Origin of the sequence: Streptomyces sp. JHA26, from assembly GCF_002005565.1 — a bacterium.
Lineage (GTDB): Bacteria > Actinomycetota > Actinomycetes > Streptomycetales > Streptomycetaceae > Streptomyces.
Genome location: NZ_BDJC01000006.1, coordinates 149,357 through 168,831 on the forward strand (window position 1 = coordinate 149,357; position 19,475 = coordinate 168,831).

Below are 19,475 nucleotides of genomic sequence, written 5' to 3' on the forward strand. Positions count from 1 at the left end.
CGCACCCGTCTCCGCTTTTCTTGTTTCCTCACTCCCTCCACGGATACCACGCTCCGCGCACCCCACTCGTCCCCGTCCACCGGCCGGACGGGCGGCTCGCCCACCCGTTCCCCTTCCGGCCCCCGGCATCCGGCCCCCGCAGGACCACGACGGGACGATCACCGGTCCTGCGCGATCCCCGGGATCATCCTGGGCAACGGTGCCGGAGGGCCCGCCACCGCCCCGCTCCTGTCGTCACGTCCGGCTGGGGGACGACGAGGGGAGGGGATCACTGGACGACCAGAAGTCCGAGTGGACGTTCGGAGCCGGAACCTGCTGCTGGGAGTAGTCCGGGCCGTCGGGCGGGCCGGCCGGATCGGACACCTCGGATTTCTCCACACAGGGCGTGGTCACACTGAAGTGGGCCTGTCCGTGGGCGCCGACGAGCACCTGCAACTGGAACCCGTCCTTGGTCCTGAAGTTGGCAGCCAGCCCGTTCGCGCTGACGTCGACCAGTTCGTAGCCCTCGCTCTTCCAGTGGCGCTCCACCACACCGAGAAACGCGGCGCGCCGCTGCTCCGAGATGATCGTCATGACTGTCCGGTCGCGGTCCACGTAGCAGTCGCCCGGCATGGTGAACGTGGGCGTCCATCGGACGGGGGGTTTGATCGCGGCGAACGTCTTGTCGAGGATGGCATCGGCGCGATCGGCCGCCTCTTGCATGTTCATCGTGGCCTCCTGCTCCTTGGGGGAGGGATCAGAGTCGAGGGGTCCGCATCCAGTGAGCAACAGGGTCAGCGCCGCAGCAGCCAATACCGTCCTTCTCACCGGGGCTTCTCCCTCGAAACGAAACCCGGTTCACCGGCGACGATGGCGGCAATGTTCTTCGCGGACACCTGATCTTTTCCTTGCTCCGGATTGAAGTAGTTCGAATGCGCGTCAATAGTCAGGCCCGAATTCCAGACGTCCGGCACCGAGACGAGGGCCGGGCCAGGTAGCGTCTTGAATCTGTTCGCACCGAATTCTGCGCTCACCGGGTCCTTGCCGAACCATAGGTCATTGTCGTCGGAATCACTCACGCTGCCACCGGCGGCACCACCGATGAGCGCGCCGGGCAAGCCACCCGCGACCGCTCCGATGCCGGCGCCGAGGAGTGCGCCGCCGCCCTCCTTCGGGGACGGCAGTTTGGTCACTATATCGTTTTCGGCTGCCCCCACCCAGACGTGCTCCTTGTCGACTCCCAGGTCACTGGCCTTATCCACGCCGACACCGGGACTGCCGACCAGGATGATGTCATCGACACCGGGAATACCCCCGCCCTTTTTCGCGGCCGTCCCCACGGTCAGCGATCCGTACGAGTGACCGATTGCCGTGATATGCGGATCGGCGTTTTCGTTGGTGGCCGCTATGCCGCCCATAAAGCTGTTGTAGGCCGGAGCCCCTTCCTCGGCATTGTTTTTCGACATGACGCTGGACCCGGACACCAGGTCACCGGGCGTCATCTGTGGCGCATCGTAACCGAGCCAGACGATCGACGCCGTCGAGGGATTCATTTCCTGGCCCAGCTTGGCGGTGTAGAAGGCGCGGTTCACGGTGCCACCGGCGAATGACTCGTCAAGCTTCGTGTCGAGTCCAGGGACGTATGCCGAGACATTTTTGGATTTATCTGGATTACCGAAGGAGACGATGGCACGCCCGTTACCTTCGAGGCCGATGCCCAAGAGGTACATCGGTGGCACACTGGGTTTTCCGAGCTTCTCCTGGATTTTCTCCAGACCACCCAGCTTGGTCTGCGACGCCTCGTCGTGCCGGCCCTCCAGTGACGCGATGAGCAGGGGCAGGTTCTCGCGGTTCGCCTCGTCGCGCACCGCTGCCGGAATGCCGTCCAGGTTTCCGATGATCTCAGGGAAAGCGATCTTGTATTCCTCGCGTTCCTCGTCGCTGAGGCTGTCCCACCACTCTTTGCGGTCGGCGGGAGGCTTGTCCAGCGGGATGGTGTCCCGGAGGTATTCGCTCGCGGCCGAACTGACGGCACCGACGTCGGACGCCACGTCCGCCCACGTCTTCGTGGTGACGCCCAGCCCTGGCTCCGCCTTGAGCTTGCCCAGGGCCTCGCTGTAGCGCTCGTCGATCTCCGTGGCTTCCCGCAGGGCGTGGGCGATGCGGTCGGCGATGTCCTGGGCCTTCGCGAAGTGCGGATTGCCGTGGTGGATGTCGATACCGCTGGCTCTCGCGTCCGGTGAGTACAACCCGTCGGGTCCGGGGCCGTACAGGGCTCTGTTGTCGGGACTCAGCATGCCGTTGTTGCCGACGGCCGTGCCGCCCGGGACCTCGCCTCCGGTCGCCTTGTTCTCGCCGCCTGCGGGAAAGGTGACGTCTCCAGCCGGGCTGACCGGGTATCCCAGAGCCGCCGCGTCGTCCAACGCCTCGATCAGGCGGCGCCGAGGTGAGGCGATCTCGGCGGAGAAGCCGTTGAGCGCCCCGCTGACCAGGCCGCACTCGACCTGGGTGTAGTGAAGGTTCTCCGCGAGCTTCTTCAGCTGTTTCTGCGCGGCGTCAGCGGCCTTTCCCTCGTTGGCCGCGTCCATGGCCTTGGTGATCTGCTTGCCGATACGTTCCCTGGATGCGTCGGCCGCATCGCTCATCGCGCGGTATCCGTCCGCGGCCTCCGCGTGCTCGGCCGGCTTGAGCGCCTTGAGGGTCTTGAGGTCCACGCCCGGTCACCGGCCCTTGCCGTGGCCGGCGGACGCGTCCTGGGAACCGACGCTCAGCGCGGCGATCTCGGCCTCGATCGCCTGGTCCGTCCTCAGCTGGTCGTTCCCCGTCTTCTCCAGCACACCGGCGAGCCCGTCGCACCACTCGTCGATGTCCTTCACCCGGCGCTCCCACGAGTCGAAGACCCCCTTCTGCGCCGCGGCGGTCAGAAACGCGGAACCCTCGTCGAGACCGGTCTGGGAATCCTTCAGCTTCGTCAACGCCTTGCCGATACCGGTCCGCACCTCGCCAAGGCCCTCCCCCGCCTTGGACCATGCGGACTTGTCCGACCGCAGCCTGCCCGACGGAGGGCCGTAGGTACCGCCACCGCCCGTTCCTCCCCGGTCGGCCGGTAACTGATTGAGCTGCATGTGCGCGGATCGCCGCTCGGCCGCCGCAGCTTTGAGCTGCTCCCACTCGCCCCACGCCATGCGTGGCCTCCCCCGGCTTCCTGACGTACGCCGCCAAGCTGAGCTGTGCGTACGCGTGTACTGCTTGTGGTCGAGGAGAACGCTAACGGGCCGTCAGCACGGGTCCCACCCGCGACAGTCACCAGGACACCTGAGTGTCCGTACTCAGATCCGCGCAAGCTCCGGCCCGGCCGGGCGGCGTCTCTCGTGGTGGCGCCGTCGTCGCTTCACCGGGTGCCTACGCCGTCTGGCCCGCCACCGTCGACAGCCGGTGTACGTCCCGGGCCGTGCCCGTCACGCCCGACAGGAAGCCGCTCGCCCGGGGTGAGGCGGAGCGGGTGAGCCAGGCGGGGTCGATGTCGCAGACGGCGACGCGGACGTCCGTGCCGGCCAGGGCCAGCGGGAGGGTGTGGACGACCGTGGACGGGAAGCTGAGGACGGTGCGGCCGATGGGGCCGCGGCGGGCGATCAGTTCCAGGGGGAGGTCGGGGCGGACGATCTCCAAGCCGGTCTCGACGGCCAGGCGGTGGAGCTTCTCCGCGCTCTCGCGACGGTGGGCGAAGTAGCGGGCGGCGCCGTGGGTCCTCACGAGGCCGCGCACGGCGTCCACGTAGCGGTCGCCGTCCACGACGCCCGTCTCCACCAGGGAGGTGCCGACCATGTCGGCGCCCTTGGTGACGCGGGGCGGGCCGAAGCGGGCGCGGGTCCAGGCGAAGGCGTTGGGGGTGACGGTGACGCCGTCCGGGGTGTCGTCCACGGGCATGGCGGAGAAGACCTCCACGTCGCGGCCCCGGGCCGGGGTCAGGCGTCGCCGGGCGGACGCCGACACGGGGGCGAAGAGCAGGTCGCGGGGGCCGGGCCGGGCGCCCTTGCGGTGCCAGCGGACCAGGCGTTCGCCGCGGGCCAGCTGGGTGACGAACTCCATCGTGGCCGTGCCGTCGTCGACGACGACCAGGTCGCGGGCGCGGGTGATGGTCAGGAGCAGCTGGACGTAGCGGGAGAAGGGGTCGCCCATGACGACCCGGTCGGCGCGGCGCAGGGGGGCCGTCAGGCCCCCCACCGTGCGGAAGGGGGCCGTGGCGCCGCCCCGCGCCTCCTCCCAGCGGACCTCGTGGCCCTCGCGCCGGGCCAGTTCCGCCATGCGGCGCAGCTGCCCCCGGGTCATGGGGTCCACCGGGGAGAGGACGACGAGGGTGAGCTCCGCGCCGGGCGCACGGGTGTGCGCCCACTCCAGTACGTTCAGCAGCTGCACCGGGCTCTCGACGAAGGCGAGAGTGCGGGAGCCGGTGTTCCCGGCACGGGGGCTCATCGGTGTACGACCGTCCCGTCGTAGGGCGTGGTGGGGGGGTGGGTCAGACCGTGACCGGCTCGCCGGCCGCCGCGGCGATCTCCGCCTCGGCGACGACGCCGGTGACGCGGCGCAGCTTCTTCATGGGGCCGAGCTCGGAGTCGTAGACCTTCTTGACGCCGTCGCCGAGGGAGGCCTCGATGGTGCGGATGTCGCGCACCAGGCGGGTCAGGCCCTGCGGCTCGACGGAGGCGGCCTGGTCGGAGCCCCACATGGCGCGGTCGAGGGTGATGTGGCGCTCGACGAAGGTGGCGCCGAGGGCGACGGCGGCCAGCGTGGTCTGCAGGCCCGTCTCGTGGCCGGAGTAGCCGATCGGGACGTTCGGGTACTCCTGCTGGAGGGTGTTGATCACGCGGAGGTTCAGCTCCTCGGCCTTGGCCGGGTAGGTGGACGTCGCGTGGCACAGCAGGATGTTGTCGCTGCCCAGGACCTCGACCGCGTGGCGGATCTGCTTGGGGGTGGACATGCCCGTGGACAGGATGACCGTGCGGCCCGTGGCGCGCAGGGCGCGCAGCAGCTCGTCGTCGGTGAGGGAGGCGGAGGCGACCTTGTGGGCGGGGACGTCGAACTTCTCCAGGAAGGCGACGGCCTCGGTGTCCCACGGGGAGGCGAACCAGTCGATCCCCTTCTCCTTGCAGTACTCGTCGATCCGGCGGTACTCGTCCTCGCCGAACTCGACGCGGTGCCGGTAGTCGATGTACGTCATCCGGCCCCAGGGGGTGTCGCGCTCGATGTCCCACTGGTCGCGCGGGGTGCAGATCTCGGGGGTGCGCTTCTGGAACTTGACGGCGTCGCAGCCGGCCTCGGCGGCGACGTCGATCAGCTTGAAGGCGTTCTCGAGGTCGCCGTTGTGGTTGATGCCGATCTCGCCGGTGATGTAGACGGGGCGGCCGGGGCCGGCCTCGCGGGTGCCGAAGGTGCGGATGCGGGAGTCGGTGCTCATGGCTGGGGGTTCCTTACGTGGGCCGGGTGTGCGTGGGGGTTCAGAGGGAGTCGGGTACGTCGAGGGAGGGGCCGAGGAGCCAGCTCGCGATCTCGCGGACGGCGCCTTCTCCTCCGGGCACGGTGGTGACGGCGCGGGCGGCGCCGCGGACGGCGTCGTGGGCGCTCGCGACGGCCACGGGCCAGCCGACGAGGGCGAAGCAGGGCAGGTCGTTGACGTCGTTGCCGACGTAGAGCACGCGCTCGGGGGCGATGCCCTGTTCCTCGCACCACTGCTTGAGGGCGAGGTCCTTGCGGTCGATGCCGTGCAGCACGGGGATCTCGAGCTTGCGGGCGCGGGCGGCGACGACCGGGTTCTGTTCCGTGGACAGGATCAGCATCCGCAGGCCGCTGCGGCGCAGGGCGGCGATGCCGAGTCCGTCGCCGCGGTGCACGGAGACGAACTCCCGTCCGTCGGAGTCGATCAGCACCCGGTCGTCGGTCTGGGTGCCGTCGAAGTCGAGGACGACCGCGTCGACGTCCTCGCCGGTCGGGAGGGCGCCGGGCCGGGCGCCGTCGAGGAGGGGGGCGAGGGCGCGGGCGCGGGCCAGGTCGTGCGGGTCGTCGATCTCCAGGACGCGGGCCGGGTCGGTGCGGACCAGTTCGGTGCGGCCGAAGAAGCGGTGCTGGTGCTTGCGGAAGCCGGCCGCGTCCATGGCGTAGGCGGCGCCGGTCTCCAGGAGGTCCTGGGGGCGGTCCTGACGGCGGGGGCGGTGGGCCTTGTCGTGGTTGACGCCGTGGCCGCCGTCCTCGCCCTCGCCGTCCCGCCAGACGAAGCCGTGGAAGGGGGCGACGGTGACCGCGGTGTCGGCGCCGTCCTCGGCGACCGCGCCGGCCACCGCGTCGACGTCCTCGCGGACGAGGAAGGGGCTGGTGCACTGCACGAGCAGCACCACGTCGACGGCGGCGCCGTGCAGGGCCTCGTGGGTGTCCATGGCGTGCAGCACCGCGGCCTCGGAGGTGGCCGTGTCCCCGGCGATGGCGGCGGGGCGCAGCACGACCTCGGCGCCGGCCTCGCGGGCGGCGGCGGCGATGGCCCGGTCGTCGGTGGAGACCACGACGTCCGTCACCAGGCGGGTGGCCCGGCACTCGCGGACGGCGCGGGTGACGAGGGGGACGCCGCCGACGGGGGCGAGGTTCTTCGCGGGCACGCCCTTGGAGCCGCCGCGCGCGGGGATGACGGCGAGCACGCGGCGCACCGAGGCGCCTCGGCCCGCTCGCGGGTCGTCCGGCTGGGTCATGGGAGGGGCTCCTCGGTCTCCTGCGGGTACACGGGTGCGGGGTCGGGCGGGGTGCGGGCCGGTCACAGCTCCCCCATCCGCCGGATCACCGGGGCGACGCGCTGGACGCCGTGCCGGTAGGCGCCGCGGGCGGCGCGGCGCACGATCTGCCGGACGGGGCCGGGCGCGCGGTCGGCCGCGGGGGCGCCGGGCAGCGGGCTGCCGTCCGGGGCGAGGTGGTGGCGGGCGAGGATGCCGGGCAGGTAGCCGGGGGCGGTGACGGGCGTGTAGTAGGGGGCCAGCGGGGGCAGGCCGCCGGGCCGGTCCAGCAGCGCGGTGATGCGGGCGCGGGCGGTGTCGAAGGCGGTGCCGTACGTGCCGTCGGCCGCGACGCCCTGCCGGGCGGTCCACGCCGGGTCGGGCACGGGCAGGTGGCCGTCGTCGAGCTGGTCCCAGGAGGCGAGGCAGCCGGAGCCCACGAAGTGGTGGTTGCCGAGGGCCTCGCGCACCCCGAGGTCGGTCAGCACGGCCGTCGGGATGCGCCGGTGCAGGGCCTCCAGGGCGGCCGTGGAGCTGACGGTGACCAGCAGGTCGGTGCGGTCGAGGACGTCGCCCATGTGCCCGTAGACCAGGCGGAAGTTGGGCGGCGGGTCGGCCTTCTGCACCAGCTTCTGGTAGGGCAGCTCCTCGATGTGCGTGGTGTGTTCGCCGGGCTTGGAGCGCAGCTTGAGCAGCACCTCCCGCTCGGGGTGCCGGCGGGCGTGCCCCACGAGCCGGTCGAGCAGGTACGTGCGGTCCCGGCGGCCGTCCGGGACGGAGGGCTGGGCGGCGAAGACCACCGTGTAGGGGTGGCCGTGCTCGCCGGTGTGCTCCGCCCCGCCCAGGAAGGGCAGCGCGACCTCGGTCACCGCGGAGGCGTCGGCGCCGACCCCCTCGTACACGGCGCGGAAACGGTCCGCGTCCTGGCGGGAGTTGGCGAGGACGAGGTCGGCGCCGTGGCGCAGCAGCAGGCCGTCGGTGAGCTTCTCGTAGACGACGCCGACGTAGCCGGTGACGACGACGGGCCGGTCGGTGCGGCCCTCCCACGCGTGGCGCAGACCGTGCAGCACGGCCTGGACGCCGCCGCCGACCAGGGCGAGGACGAGCACGTCGTACGGCTCCTCGGCCATGGCGCGCAGGAACTCGGCGGCGGTCACCTCGCGGAGCGAGTCCGCGGCGGCGCCGACTTCCGCCAGTTGGCGGGCGGTGGGGGTGGCTCGGCCCCGCAGGAGGTAGCCGTCCAGGTGGAGGTCCGCACCGTCGGGGGAGATGCGGGACGCGGTGAGCGCGCCCCATTTCCACCGGGTGTCGGAATCCGCGAGAACGGCGACTCGCCGGGCCTTCGTTGCACTTGCTGGCACGCCGAAGACGTTAGGAACCCATTTCTAGGAACCGCCCAACCGGAAAGCAACAAAGGGTGAACAGCACGTCGCCGAACGGCGAATCGGGGCGCCGGACGCCGGAAATCCCGTCCACTTCACGGCTTCGCCATGCCTCGTTCACCTCGCATCAAGGCACAGGTAAAGCCGCATGTCGGGCCGGCGCCTAACGTCGCGGACGTGCCCAAGCTCTCCGTCATCGTGCCGTTCTACAACGTGCGGCAATACGCACCCGACACCCTGCGGAGTCTGCGCGCGAACGCGCGGGACGACTTCGAATTCATTCTCGTCGACGACTGTTCGTCCGACGGCACCGCGGACCTCCTCGCGCGCGCGGAGGACGAGCTGCCGGGGGCGGTACTGGTCCGCCACGAACGCAACGGCGGTCTGGCGACCGCCCGCAACACCGGCATCGACCGGGCGCGCGGCGAGTACCTGACCTTCCTGGACGGCGACGACTGGCTGGCCCCCGGCCACTACGACCGTCTGGTCGCCGTGATCGAGGACCTGGGCTGCGACTTCGTGCGCACCGACCACGTGCAGTGCACGGCCAGGTCCCGGACCCTGTCCCGGGTGCCGCACGGGCGCCGGAACGTCTCCCTGGACCCGCGCGACGCGATCCTGCCCGCCCACCGCTCCACCTCGGTCGACTACGCGTACGCCTGGGCGGGGATCTACCACCGCCGGCTGGTCGACCGGGGCCTGCTGCACTTCACCGACGGGTTGCGCACGGCCGAGGACCGGCCGTGGATCTGGAAACTGCACCGGGAGGCGGAGTCCTTCGCGGTGACCGGGCTGCTCGGTGTCTTCTACCGGCGCGGGGTGGCGTCCTCGCTCACCCAGATCGGGGACGTCCGCCAGCTGGACTTCATCCGCGCCTTCGACCAGGTCGTCGCGGAGACGGCCGCGGACGCCGACGCCGCGCGGCTGCTGCCGAAGGCGGTGCGCACGTACTGCGCGATCATCTCCCACCATCTGGGTTCCATCGAGAGGTTCGAGCCTGCCGTGGCACGCAAGCTGAAGACGATGAGCGCCGCCGCGCTGCGGCGGATGCCGCAGGACGCGCTCGACGAGGTGCTCGCCTCGATGGACACCGAGCGGGCGACGCGGCTGCGCCGGCTGCGCCGCCGTCCGGCGCCGGCCGCGGAGGTGGCGGCGTGAGCACGCAGATCTTCATGGCGTCGACGCTGTACGGCACGGCGACGCTGGCCGCCGCCCTGGACGCGGGCTGCTTCGATGCGGCCGACCGGCGGATCCTGCTGGTGTCCAACAACGCGGCGACGCCCGAGACGACGCCGTCCCTGGACACGATGCCGGGGTTCGGGAGGCTGCGGGACCGGTTCGACGACGTGGTGTCGTGGAACGAGACGGTCTTCCCGTTCCACCCGGGCGGCTGGGCCCCGCGCGTGGACGACGCCCCGATGTGGGAGCGGTACCTGCGGCTGGCCTGGGGGCTCGGGGACGACGACGTGGCCCTGGTCGTGGAGTCGATCCAGGTGCAGCCGGCGCTGGGGGTGGCGCAGATGTTCCCGGACGCGCCCCTGACCGTGTACGCGGACGGTCTGATGAGCTACGGGCCGACCCGCAACAAGCTCGACCCGCTGGTCGGCACCCGTGTGGAGCGGCTGCTCCACCTCGACCTGGTGCCGGGGCTCACCCCGCTGCTGCTGACCGAGTTCGGGGTGGGCCCGGAGCTCGTGCCGACCCCGGCGTTCACCGCGGTGCTGGCCGAGCTGGCGGACACCGGCGCCGGTCTGCCGGACGTCGAGGGGCCCGCGCTGCTGCTCGGGCAGTACCTGTCGGCGCTGGGCATCCTGACCGCCGAGGAGGAGGAGGCCCTGCACGTGCGGATGCTCACCGGCGCCGTCGGCCTCGGGCACACCCGGGTGGTGTTCAAGCCGCACCCCACGGCCCCGGCCCGCTTCACGCGCATCCTGGAGGAGGAGGCGGAGCGGCTCGGCGTCGCCCTCACGGTGGTGGACACGCCGGTGCTCGCGGAGGTGCTGTACCAGCGGATGCGCCCGGCGCTGGTGGTCGGCTGCTTCTCCACGGCGCTGCTCACCGCGTCCGCGCTGTACGGCCTGCCGGTCGCGCGGGTCGGCACCGGGGCGCTGCTGGACCGGCTGACACCGTACGAGAACAGCAACCGGGTGCCCGTCACGATCGTCGACGCGCTGCTGCCCGAGCCGGACGACGCGGCGGCCGTCGCGGAGGGGCCCCGGGGCATGGACACGGAGGCCCTCGGCGCGCTGGTGCGGGCGGTGGGTTTCGCGATGCAGCCGAAGATCCTGACCGGGCTGCGGCCGGACGCGGAGGAATTCCTGCGCGGGAATCTGAACACCCGCACCTGGCGGTATTTCAAGAAGCGGCGGCTCACCTCACTGGGACTGCCCGGCGGGATTCCGGTGCGGCTGGCCTTTCTGCCGCGCAATTCGGCGGCGCGGAAGGTGGTGCGGCAGGCGCGGGCCATTCGTCGCTCGATCAAACGCTGAGGTGCCGCCGGATGACGGGAAGGTGAACCGGGCGGGGGAGCCGGGTGCCGTCACCGTTCCGTCGTCCGGCGTTCGGGAGAAATTCCCCCGGTGGTTCGCTCGGCGGCGCCGTTCCCGGCCGGGGGCGTGCCTAGCCTTGGCCCACCCCACCACACACGCGTTCCCCGCACGGCCGTTCGCACCGGTCTGTCCGCGGGCGTCCTGACCGACGACGGGTGAGGGAACGGCCAAGGGAGACGAGCAGTGACCGAGACGGTCGTGAGCACGACGGCAGCGGGGCCGGGTACGGCGGCCGCCCCCACCGCGGAGTCCGGCCCGCCGATACCGGGGGCGCCGCAGGCGCCGAAGGCGAAGGCGGCGCCGGCCCGGTTGCGGGCCCTGGACGGGTTGCGGCTGGTGGCCGCGCTGATGGTGGCGGCGTACCACTACGGCGGGCGCGGCGGCTCCGTCACCGACGCGTGGGGCAGTTCGGCCCAGCTCCAGTTCCCCACGCTGCACACCCTCTTCGCCTACGGCTGTCTCGGCGTCCAGATCTTCTTCGTGATCAGCGGCTTCGTGATCTGCATGAGCGGCTGGGGCAGGTCCCTGACGTCGTTCGTCGCCTCCCGCGCCTCCCGGCTGCTGCCCGCCTACTGGGCGGCGGTGATCCTCGTGACGGCGGTGTTCGCGCTGCCGGTGGTCGTCTACGAGGCGGTGTCGCCGAGCGACGCGCTGGTCAACCTGACGATGCTCCAGCAGCCGCTGGGCGCGGACCGGGTGCTGGGCGTGTGCTGGACGCTGTGGGTGGAGATCCGCTTCTACGCGCTGTTCGCGGTGTGCGTCGTCCTGCCCGGCGTGAACCGCCGGCGCGTCCTGATGTTCTGCGCCGGCTGGCTGCTGGCCGCGGCACTCGCGCAGGCCGCGCACGAGCCGCTGCTGGAGCTGGTGCTGATGCCGGAGTACGCCCCGTTCTTCGTGGGCGGCGTGGGCCTGTACCTCGTCCACCGCGACCGGCGGGACGCGTACGCCTGGGGCCTGGTGGCCGCCGGCTTCCTGATCGGCCAGCACCACGCGGTGCGCGACCTGTGGAACGCCACCGACCCGAACGCCTTCGCGCACCGGACCACGTTCGGCATCGTCCTGGTCGTCGCCTTCGGCTTCGTGGCGGTCGCGGCCGTCGCGCTGGGATGGCTGAACCGGGCGAACTGGCGCTGGCTGACGGTGGCCGGCGCGCTGACGTACCCGTTCTACCTGGTCCACGAGCACCTGGGCTGGGTGGTGATCCGGTTCCTGCACCGCGGGCTGCACGTGCCGTCGGCGGCGACCTTCGCGCTGACGGTGGCCGGGATGCTGGGGCTGGCCTGGCTGCTGTACCGGTTCGTCGAGAAGCCGCTGACGCCGCGGCTGCGGGCGGTGCTCAACCGGCCGCGTTGAGCGATTCGTGCGATGTTCCGCCCACCGGACCGCGCGCGCCCGCCGTCTTCCGGTGCCGAGGGGGCATCCTCCCCTCATGGCGACCGCGCAGGCTACGCACACGCATCCCGCTGGGCTGGACGACGTCCCCGGCTGGTTCTGGCCGCTCGACCAGATGCTGTTCTCCTGGTTCCTGGAACGGCAGGGGACCGCGGGCACCCGCGGCGACCTGCTCGAACTGGGCGCCTACCTGGGCAAGAGCGCGATCCTGCTGGGCCACCACCTGCGGGACGGCGAGAAGCTCACCGTCTGCGACCTGTTCGAGGCGGACGCCCCGGACGAGGCGAACCGGGCCGAGTGGGCGAAGTCGTACTCGACGCTCACCCGGCAGGCCTTCGAACGGAACTACCTGTCCTTCCACGACGCCCTGCCCGCGATCGTCCAGGCCCCGAGCTCCGCGATCACCGGGGAGGTCGCGCCCGGCACCTGCCGCTTCGCCCACATCGACGCCTCGCACCTGTACGAGCACGTCCACGGGGACATCGGCGCGGCCCGTGATCTGCTGCTGCCCGAGGGCATCGTCGTCCTCGACGACTACCGCACCGAGCACACCCCGGGCGTGGCCGCCGCCGCCTGGGAGGCCGTGCTCGACCGGGGACTGCGTCCGGTCTGCCTGAGCAGCCAGAAGATGTACGGCACCTGGGGCGACCCCGAGCCCGTCCGGGAGCAGTTGCTCGCCGCGCTGCGGGAACGCGACGACGTCGCGGTGACCGTGGAGCAGGCCGCCGGGCACCGGCTGGTGCGGGTCCGCGCCAGGGGCGGGACCGTGCGGCCGGCGTCGCTGCCGGTCTCCCGGCACCGGGCGCCCGCGCCGGGCCCGGCGGACCGGCAGCCGGGTGCCGCGTCCCCGCCGGGCCGGACGCAGGCGGTACCGCGGGCGGTCCGCACGGCACGGCCGGCGCCCGCGCCGTCCCCCCGCGCCCGGGTCCGCCGCCTCGCCCTGGACCTGCTGCCGCCGGTCGTCACCCGGGCGGTGCGCCGCCGGGCGGCCCGGCGGCGGGCCGGGGCTCAGTCGAGGCCGTAGCGCACCGCGATCCCGTCGATCACCAGCGCCAGCCCTTCCTCGAAGTGCCGGTCGTAGTCCGTGAAGATCTCCGCGCCCGCCGCGGCCGACAGGGGGAAGTCGGCCATCCGGCGGGCGCGTTCGTCCACGTCGTACCCCTCGCGCCGCTGGTCGGGCAGGGGGGCGACGCCCTGTTCCTCGGTGACGAAACCGAGCGTGTAGGCGTACGTCGTCGAGGTCGCCCGCACCGCCTGGGGGAGGGTGAAGCCGGCGGTGGTGAACAGGCGCAGGCTGTCCTCCATCTGCTCGGCGTGCTCCAGGCCGGTGAAGCGTGAGCCGCTGAAGACCTTGGCGCCGTCGCGGTAACCGAGCAGCGCCGCGCGCAGGCCCCGGTTGGTCTTGAGCAGCCGTTCGCGCCAGGTGTCGGCCGGGTCGAGCGAGCCCTGGGCGACCATCCGGCGGTACATCTCGGTGGCCATCTCGTCGAGCAGGGCCTGCTTGTCCTTGAAGTGCCAGTACAGGGCGGGCGCCTTGACGTCCAGTTCCCGGGCGATGGTGCGCAGGGTCAGCCCGTCGAGGCCCACCTCGTTCAGCAGCTTCAGCGCCGTGTCCGCGACCCGTCGGCGGTCGAGGGGGGCGCGTCGTTCCGTTCCCACGCCCACAGCTTGACACCTTAACGCCGTTAAGGACATCCTCGGGGCGGGCGGCACTTAACACCGTTAAGGAGAAGCGGCATGAACACGGACGTTCTGATCGTCGGCGCGGGCCCCACCGGACTCGCCCTCGGCATCGACCTGGCCCGGCGGGGCGTGGACGCGCTGGTGCTGGAGCGGGCGGGAACGCTGTTCCCCGGCTCGCGCGGAAAGGGCCTCCAGCCCCGCACCATGGAGGTCTTCGACGACCTCGGCGTCCTCGACGCGATCCACGCGGCCGGCGGCGGCTACCCGGTCGGCATGATCTGGCGGGACGGCGAGCGGCTCGGCGAGCACTCCCTGTTCGACCCGGCCGAGCCGAGCGAGGGCGCACCGTACGACGAGCCGTGGATGGTGCCGCAGTGGCGGACCCAGGAGATCCTGCTGGCCCGCCTCCAGGAGCTGGGCGGCACGGTGGCCTTCGGCCGGGAGGTCGTCGGCCTCACGCAGGACGCGGACGGCGTGACCGCGCGCCTCGCCGCCGGGGAGCCGGTCCGCGCCCGGTACCTCGTCGCCGCCGACGGCGGCCGGTCGGCCGTGCGGCGCGCGCTCGGCATCGGCATGACGGGCGAGACGGTCGACCCGGGTCCGACGCTGGTGGCGGACGTGCGCATCAGCGGGCTGGACCGCGACAACTGGCACATCTTCCCGCCCCGCGGCGACGTCGACCTCCTCACCCTGTGCCCGCTGGCCGGCACCGAGGACTTCCAGGTGGTCGCGCGGTTCCCGGAGGGCACCGACGTGGACCTCACCGCGGACGGCGTGCGCAAGGTCGTCGCCGACCGCACCCACCTGGCCCCCGAGGACGTCACCGAGGTCCGCTGGGCCTCCGACTTCCGGCCCCGGGCGGCGCTGGCCGACCGCTTCCGCGCGGGCCGCGTCCTGCTCGCCGGGGACGCCGCCCACGTGCACTCGCCGGCCGGCGGACAGGGCCTGAACACCAGCGTGCAGGACGCCTACAACCTGGGCTGGAAGCTGGGCGCGGTGCTCACGGGCGGCGCCCCGGACGGACTCCTGGACAGTTACGAGGAGGAGCGGCGCCCGGTCGCCGCCGAGGTGCTCGGCCTGTCGACCGGCGTCCACCGCGGCGAGGTGCGGCGCGGGGACGCGACCCGGCAACTGGGGATCGGGTACCGGGAGTCGTCCCTGACGGCGGAGACGCGGACCGTCCCGGACGGTGCGCTGCGGGCCGGCGACCGCGCGCCCGACGGCACGGTGGACGGCGTCCGGCTCTTCGACGCGTTCCGCGGACCGCACTGGACGCTGCTGGCGCTGGGCACCGCGGCGCCGCCGGTGCCGGAGTCGGTTCCCGTGGTCCGGGGGCCCGGTCACGGGGCGTACGGGACGGGGCTGTTCCTGGTCCGGCCGGACGGCTACGTCGGCTGGGCGGGCGACGACGCGACCGGCCTCGGCGGTTACCTGGCCCGTTTCGGCCCGGCCTGACGGCCCGCCGGGCGGCGGTGCCTACGCACCGGCCGACGACAGCTTCACCGCGAAGCCCAGGAACAGCGCGCCCGCCGCCGTGGTGGCCCCCGCCGACAGCCCCTTGCGGCGGCGGAAGGCGGCGGCCAGCCGGGTGCCGCTGAAGATCAGCGCGCTGAGGTAGAGGAAGCTGAAGAACTGCGCGAAGGCGCCGAGGACCACGAAGGACAGGGCGGGGTAGGCGTACCCCGGGTCGACGAACTGCACGAAGAAGGCGACGAAGAAGAGGATCGCCTTCGGGTTGAAGAGGCTGACGACCAGGGCCCGGCGGAAGGGCCGTTCGTCCCCGGCCACGGGGGCGGTGGCGTCCGGCGCGTCCTGCTCCCGCCGCGTCCGCCACATCGCCCACGCGGCCCGCATCATGCCGATCGCGAGCCACGTGAGGTATCCGGCGCCGGCGTACTTCACGATCCCGAACAGCACGGCGTTGGCCTGGAGCAGCGAGGCCACCCCGGCGGCCGACAGCGTCATCAGCACCGTGTCCCCGCACCAGACCCCGGCGGCGGCCGTGTACCCGGCGCGCACGCCCCGGCGGGCGGCCACGGAGAGGACGTAGAGGGAGTTGGGGCCGGGCAGCAGGACGATGAGGGCAAGGCCCGCCAGGTAGGTGGGGAGGTCGATGACGCCGAACATGGAGGGAGTGTCGCACGGGAGTGCGACACTCCGCCCCGGTGTTCCAGCCGTCGGTACGGACGCGCACGCAGCGCGTCCGACGGGTGATCGGAAAGGCGCTCAGAAGGCGTCCGAGGGCACGTACGTGCCCCACACCTCGCGCAGCGCGTTGCACACCTCGCCGACGGTGGCCCGGGCGCGCAGGGCGTCCTTCATCGGGTAGAGGACGTTGTCCTCGCCCTCGGCGGCCTTCTTCAGGGCGACCAGGGCGGTGTCCACGGCCTGCTGGTCGCGCTCGGCGCGGAGCCTGGCGAGGCGTTCGGCCTGCTGGGCCTCGATGGCCGGGTCGACGCGCAGCGGCTCGTACGGCTCCTCCTCGTCGAGCTGGTAGCGGTTGACGCCGACGACGACCCGCTCGCCGGAGTCGGTCTCCTGGGCGATGCGGTAGGCGCTGCGCTCGATCTCGCTCTTCTGGAAGCCCTGCTCGATGGCGTTGACCGCGCCGCCGAGGTCCTCGACCTTCCGCATCAGTTCCAGGGCGGCGGCCTCGACGTCGTCGGTCATCTTCTCGACGACGTAGGACCCGGCGAACGGGTCGACCGTCGCCGTCACGTCCGTCTCGTAGGCCAGGACCTGCTGCGTGCGCAGCGCGAGGCGGGCGGACTTGTCGGTCGGCAGCGCGATGGCCTCGTCGAAGGAGTTGGTGTGCAGCGACTGGGTGCCGCCCAGCACCGCCGCCAGGCCCTGCACGGCGACGCGGACCAGGTTCACCTCCGGCTGCTGCGCCGTCAGCTGCACACCGGCCGTCTGGGTGTGGAAGCGCAGCATCAGCGACTTGGGGTTCTTCGCGCCGAACTCCTCCTTCATCACCCGCGCCCAGATCCGGCGGGCCGCGCGGAACTTGGCGACCTCCTCCAGGATCGTCGTGCGGGCCACGAAGAAGAACGACAGACGGGGCGCGAAGTCGTCGACGTCCATGCCCGCCGCGACCGCCGTGCGCACGTACTCGATGCCGTCCGCCAGGGTGAACGCGATCTCCTGCACCGGCGACGCGCCCGCCTCGGCCATGTGGTAGCCGGAGATCGAGATGGTGTTCCACTTCGGGATCTCGGCCCTGCAGTACTTGAAGATGTCCGCGATCAGGCGGAGGGAGGGCTTGGGCGGGAAGATGTACGTCCCGCGCGCGATGTACTCCTTCAGCACGTCGTTCTGGATCGTGCCGGTGAGCTTGTCCGCGCTCACGCCCTGCTCCTCGGCGACGAGTTGGTAGAGCAGGAGCAGCAGGGAGGCCGGGGCGTTGATCGTCATCGACGTGGAGACCTTGTCCAGCGGGATCCCGTCGAACAGCACGCGCATGTCGTCGATGGAGTCGATGGCGACGCCGACCTTGCCGACCTCGCCGCTCGCGATCGGCGCGTCGGAGTCGTGGCCCATCTGGGTGGGCAGGTCGAAGGCGACCGACAGACCCATCGTGCCGTTGGCGATCAGCTGCTTGTACCGGGCGTTGGACTCCGTCGCCGTGCCGAAGCCGGCGTACTGGCGCATCGTCCACGGCCGGCCGGTGTACATCGACGGGTACACGCCGCGGGTGAAGGGGTACGCCCCCGGCTCGCCCAGCTTCTCGGCCGGGTCCCAGCCCTCCTGGGTGTCGGGCCCGTAGACCGGCTCGATGGGCAGTCCGCTCTCGGTGGATCGAGCACCGCCCGACTCGCGCGTCATGGTGTGTTGCCTCCCGCTGAGCATGTGTTCGAGCTGCTCGAACTACCCGTCAGTTACTCGCCAGTACAGACCGACCCTCCGACGGACTGTATCGGCGGGCGCGCACCCGGGTGGAGGGGCACACGCTGGGACCTTCCTCACAGCCGTGTTGCGGTCCCGGTCACAACGATGCCGCGCCGTTCACGACACGTCATCCGCGGGGAGCATCTCCGGGGGACATCCGTGCGGAACCGTGGGACGGCGGGGACAGTGATGCGTATGAGGCGCGTGAGACGTGTGCGGTACGGACGGGGCGCGGTCGCCTGCGCCCTGGGCGCCGTGCTGGCGGCGGGCGGCTGCACGGTGCAGGGCCCCGGCATCGACGGCACGGGCCGGCCGCTGCCGGGCGTCGACGGCACGGGCCGGTCCGTGCCCGGTGCCGACGGGGCGGAGGGCTCGCCCGCGCCCGGGGCCGCCCCCGGTGTGCCGTCGAAGCGGACCCCGTCCGTCCGTCGGCCGGCCGCCGCTCCGCCCGCCCGGCCCGCGCCGGTGCTGTGGTCGCGGGGCGACACGGGCCGGGACGTCCGCGAACTGCAGGCCCGGCTGCGCCAGATCGGCTGGCTCGTCGACGGGCCGACGGGGACGTACGACGACCTCACCGAACGGGCGGTGAGCGGCTTCCAGCGCAAGCGCGGACTGCCCGGGACGGGCCGTACGGACACCGTCACCTGGCAGCGGCTGCTGGCGATGACGCGCGAACCGGGAAGGTGGCAGCTGTACCTGATGGGCGGGCAGCCGGCCGCGGCGCCCGACCCGCGCTGCATGACCGGGCGGGTGCTGTGCGTCAGCAAGTCGAGCCGGACGCTGCGCTGGATGGTCGACGGCCGGACGGTGTCGACGATGGCGGTGCGGTTCGGCTCCCAGTACACGCCGACCCGTGAGGGCGTCTTCCACGTCTACTGGAAGTCCCGTCACCACTGGTCGACGCTCTACCACTCGCCCATGCCGTACGCGATGTTCTTCAGCGGCGGCCAGGCCGTGCACTACTCGTACGACTTCGCCGCCCGCGGCTACGCCGGCGCCTCGCACGGGTGCGTCAACGTGCGGGACGAGGGGGCGATCGCGGATCTGTACGCGCGGGTGCGCAACGGCGACAAGGTCGTCGTGTACCGGTGAGACGGTACGGGAGCGGAAAGGGGGCGCGGGCGGGACCGGGGGAACGGGTCCCGCCCGCGCCGGGGGCGCACGAGCCGCGGGTACGGGGGGAACCCCGGCTCGGCGCGGAAGCCGATGACCAGTCGGCTCACCCAGTACTGCGCATCGGCGGCCGAAAGTGTCACACCTACGCCGGAACGCGCTCTGCCCGCTGACGAAAACGCAAGTCAGGCGGTATTGCCAAGCGGCGCCGACCCCTGCGGCGCGCGCTCCGGCCGCCGGTCCGGCAGGGGCACGAGGGCCGCGTGGGCGCCCGTGGTGCGCGCGGGTCGCGGTGCGGGGTCCCTCTGGGCGCGGGGGGCCGCGCGGGGGTCGTCGTCGTCCCCGTCCCCGCCGTCCCCGCCCTGCTTGCCGGCGCCCTGCTTGCCGGCGCCCTGCTTGCCGGTGCCGCTCTTCTCGTCGTTGCCGCCGGTGTCGCTCTTCTTACCCGTGCCGCCGTTGCCGCTCTTGCCGTTCTTCTCGCCCTTGCCGCTCCTGCCGCCGGTGTCCTTCCGGGGCTCACCCTCGCCCACCGTCCCGCGCAGGAGGTCCTCCGCGGTCTCACCGACGCCGTCGCCGTCCCCGGCCCGGTCCCGGGTCGCGGCGTCGGCGCCGCCGAGGACGCTCCGGCAGAACGCGTCCACCCGTGAGGTGCCGCCGGCCGCCTCCGTCAGCGCGTGCCTGCGGGCACCGCCGAGTGCCCTGCCGGCACTCACGTCCCGGCAGGACCTGGCGAGTTC

Annotated in this window: 16 protein-coding genes and 1 pseudogene; 6 read left to right on the forward strand and 11 right to left on the reverse strand. The window is 72.3% G+C overall.

Annotated features, from left to right (window positions below; all coding sequences use genetic code 11):
• Window positions 1–234 precede the first annotated feature (234 nt).
• The 7 genes from JHAT_RS06035 to JHAT_RS06065 form a co-directional block, all read right to left on the reverse strand.
• Window positions 235–708 carry a hypothetical protein gene (locus tag JHAT_RS06035; RefSeq protein ID WP_077797011.1) on the reverse strand — a complete coding sequence of 158 codons (474 nt, stop codon included), beginning with the start codon at window positions 706–708 and terminating at the stop codon, window positions 235–237.
• 95 nt (window positions 709–803) lie between these two features.
• Window positions 804–2,693 carry an alpha/beta hydrolase gene (locus tag JHAT_RS06040; protein WP_253195408.1) on the reverse strand — a complete coding sequence of 630 codons (1,890 nt, stop codon included), beginning with the start codon at window positions 2,691–2,693 and terminating at the stop codon, window positions 804–806.
• Between the two features lie 6 nt (window positions 2,694–2,699).
• Complete coding sequence (locus JHAT_RS06045) at window positions 2,700–3,164, reverse strand: hypothetical protein (protein ID WP_077796981.1); 465 nt, start codon at window positions 3,162–3,164, stop codon at window positions 2,700–2,702.
• A gap of 217 nt (window positions 3,165–3,381) precedes the next feature.
• Window positions 3,382–4,452 (reverse strand): hypothetical protein, encoded by a 1,071-nt coding sequence (locus JHAT_RS06050; protein WP_077796982.1) that lies wholly within the window; start codon window positions 4,450–4,452, stop codon window positions 3,382–3,384.
• A gap of 43 nt (window positions 4,453–4,495) precedes the next feature.
• On the reverse strand, window positions 4,496–5,434 hold the full coding sequence (locus JHAT_RS06055; protein WP_077796983.1) for an N-acetylneuraminate synthase family protein: 939 nt from the start codon (window positions 5,432–5,434) through the stop codon (window positions 4,496–4,498).
• A 40-nt stretch (window positions 5,435–5,474) separates the two neighbouring features.
• On the reverse strand, window positions 5,475–6,713 hold the full coding sequence (locus JHAT_RS06060) for an N-acylneuraminate cytidylyltransferase (protein ID WP_077796984.1): 1,239 nt from the start codon (window positions 6,711–6,713) through the stop codon (window positions 5,475–5,477).
• Between the two features lie 62 nt (window positions 6,714–6,775).
• On the reverse strand, window positions 6,776–8,092 hold the full coding sequence (locus tag JHAT_RS06065) for a DUF6716 putative glycosyltransferase (protein WP_077796985.1): 1,317 nt from the start codon (window positions 8,090–8,092) through the stop codon (window positions 6,776–6,778).
• 198 nt (window positions 8,093–8,290) lie between these two features.
• Between JHAT_RS06065 and JHAT_RS06070 the strand changes: the two genes are divergently transcribed.
• The 4 genes from JHAT_RS06070 (at window position 8,291) to JHAT_RS06085 (ending at window position 13,078) form a co-directional block, all read left to right on the forward strand.
• The gene (locus tag JHAT_RS06070; protein ID WP_077796986.1) at window positions 8,291–9,271 is read left to right on the forward strand and encodes a glycosyltransferase family 2 protein; all 981 of its coding nucleotides are present in this window, start codon (window positions 8,291–8,293) and stop codon (window positions 9,269–9,271) included.
• The gene (locus JHAT_RS06075; RefSeq protein ID WP_077796987.1) at window positions 9,268–10,602 is read left to right on the forward strand and encodes a polysialyltransferase family glycosyltransferase; all 1,335 of its coding nucleotides are present in this window, start codon (window positions 9,268–9,270) and stop codon (window positions 10,600–10,602) included. Before JHAT_RS06070 ends, JHAT_RS06075 begins: the two co-directional genes overlap by 4 nt.
• Window positions 10,603–10,845: 243 nt before the next feature.
• On the forward strand, window positions 10,846–12,015 hold the full coding sequence (locus tag JHAT_RS06080) for an acyltransferase (RefSeq protein WP_077796988.1): 1,170 nt from the start codon (window positions 10,846–10,848) through the stop codon (window positions 12,013–12,015).
• Window positions 12,016–12,091: 76 nt separating this feature from the next.
• Window positions 12,092–13,078, forward strand: coding sequence for a class I SAM-dependent methyltransferase (locus JHAT_RS06085; protein WP_077796989.1), 987 nt, complete (start codon window positions 12,092–12,094; stop codon window positions 13,076–13,078).
• Here the strand turns inward: JHAT_RS06085 and JHAT_RS06090 are convergent.
• Entirely contained in the window at window positions 13,063–13,713 is a 651-nt protein-coding gene (locus JHAT_RS06090) for a TetR/AcrR family transcriptional regulator (RefSeq protein ID WP_077797013.1), read from the reverse strand. The two genes, JHAT_RS06085 and JHAT_RS06090, sit on opposite strands and share 16 nt — an antisense overlap.
• Before the next feature lie 78 nt (window positions 13,714–13,791).
• Here JHAT_RS06090 and JHAT_RS06095 point away from each other — a divergent pair, with 78 nt between their 5' ends.
• Window positions 13,792–15,192 (forward strand): FAD-dependent oxidoreductase, encoded by a 1,401-nt coding sequence (locus JHAT_RS06095; RefSeq protein ID WP_077796990.1) that lies wholly within the window; start codon window positions 13,792–13,794, stop codon window positions 15,190–15,192.
• Between the two features lie 21 nt (window positions 15,193–15,213).
• On the opposite strand, the gene leuE is transcribed toward JHAT_RS06095, so the two are convergent.
• On the reverse strand, window positions 15,214–15,864 hold the full coding sequence (leuE, locus tag JHAT_RS06100) for a leucine efflux protein LeuE (RefSeq protein ID WP_077796991.1): 651 nt from the start codon (window positions 15,862–15,864) through the stop codon (window positions 15,214–15,216).
• A 99-nt stretch (window positions 15,865–15,963) separates the two neighbouring features.
• A complete protein-coding gene (locus tag JHAT_RS06105; RefSeq protein ID WP_077796992.1) occupies window positions 15,964–17,562 on the reverse strand; it encodes a methylmalonyl-CoA mutase in 1,599 nt (532 codons plus the stop codon).
• Between the two features lie 252 nt (window positions 17,563–17,814).
• Between JHAT_RS06105 and JHAT_RS06110 the strand changes: the two genes are divergently transcribed.
• Window positions 17,815–18,717 carry a L,D-transpeptidase family protein gene (locus tag JHAT_RS06110; RefSeq protein ID WP_375603545.1) on the forward strand — a complete coding sequence of 301 codons (903 nt, stop codon included), beginning with the start codon at window positions 17,815–17,817 and terminating at the stop codon, window positions 18,715–18,717.
• Window positions 18,718–18,923: 206 nt separating this feature from the next.
• Here the strand turns inward: JHAT_RS06110 and JHAT_RS34565 are convergent.
• Window positions 18,924–19,475 (reverse strand): annotated as a pseudogene (locus JHAT_RS34565) (hypothetical protein); the annotation flags it as partial.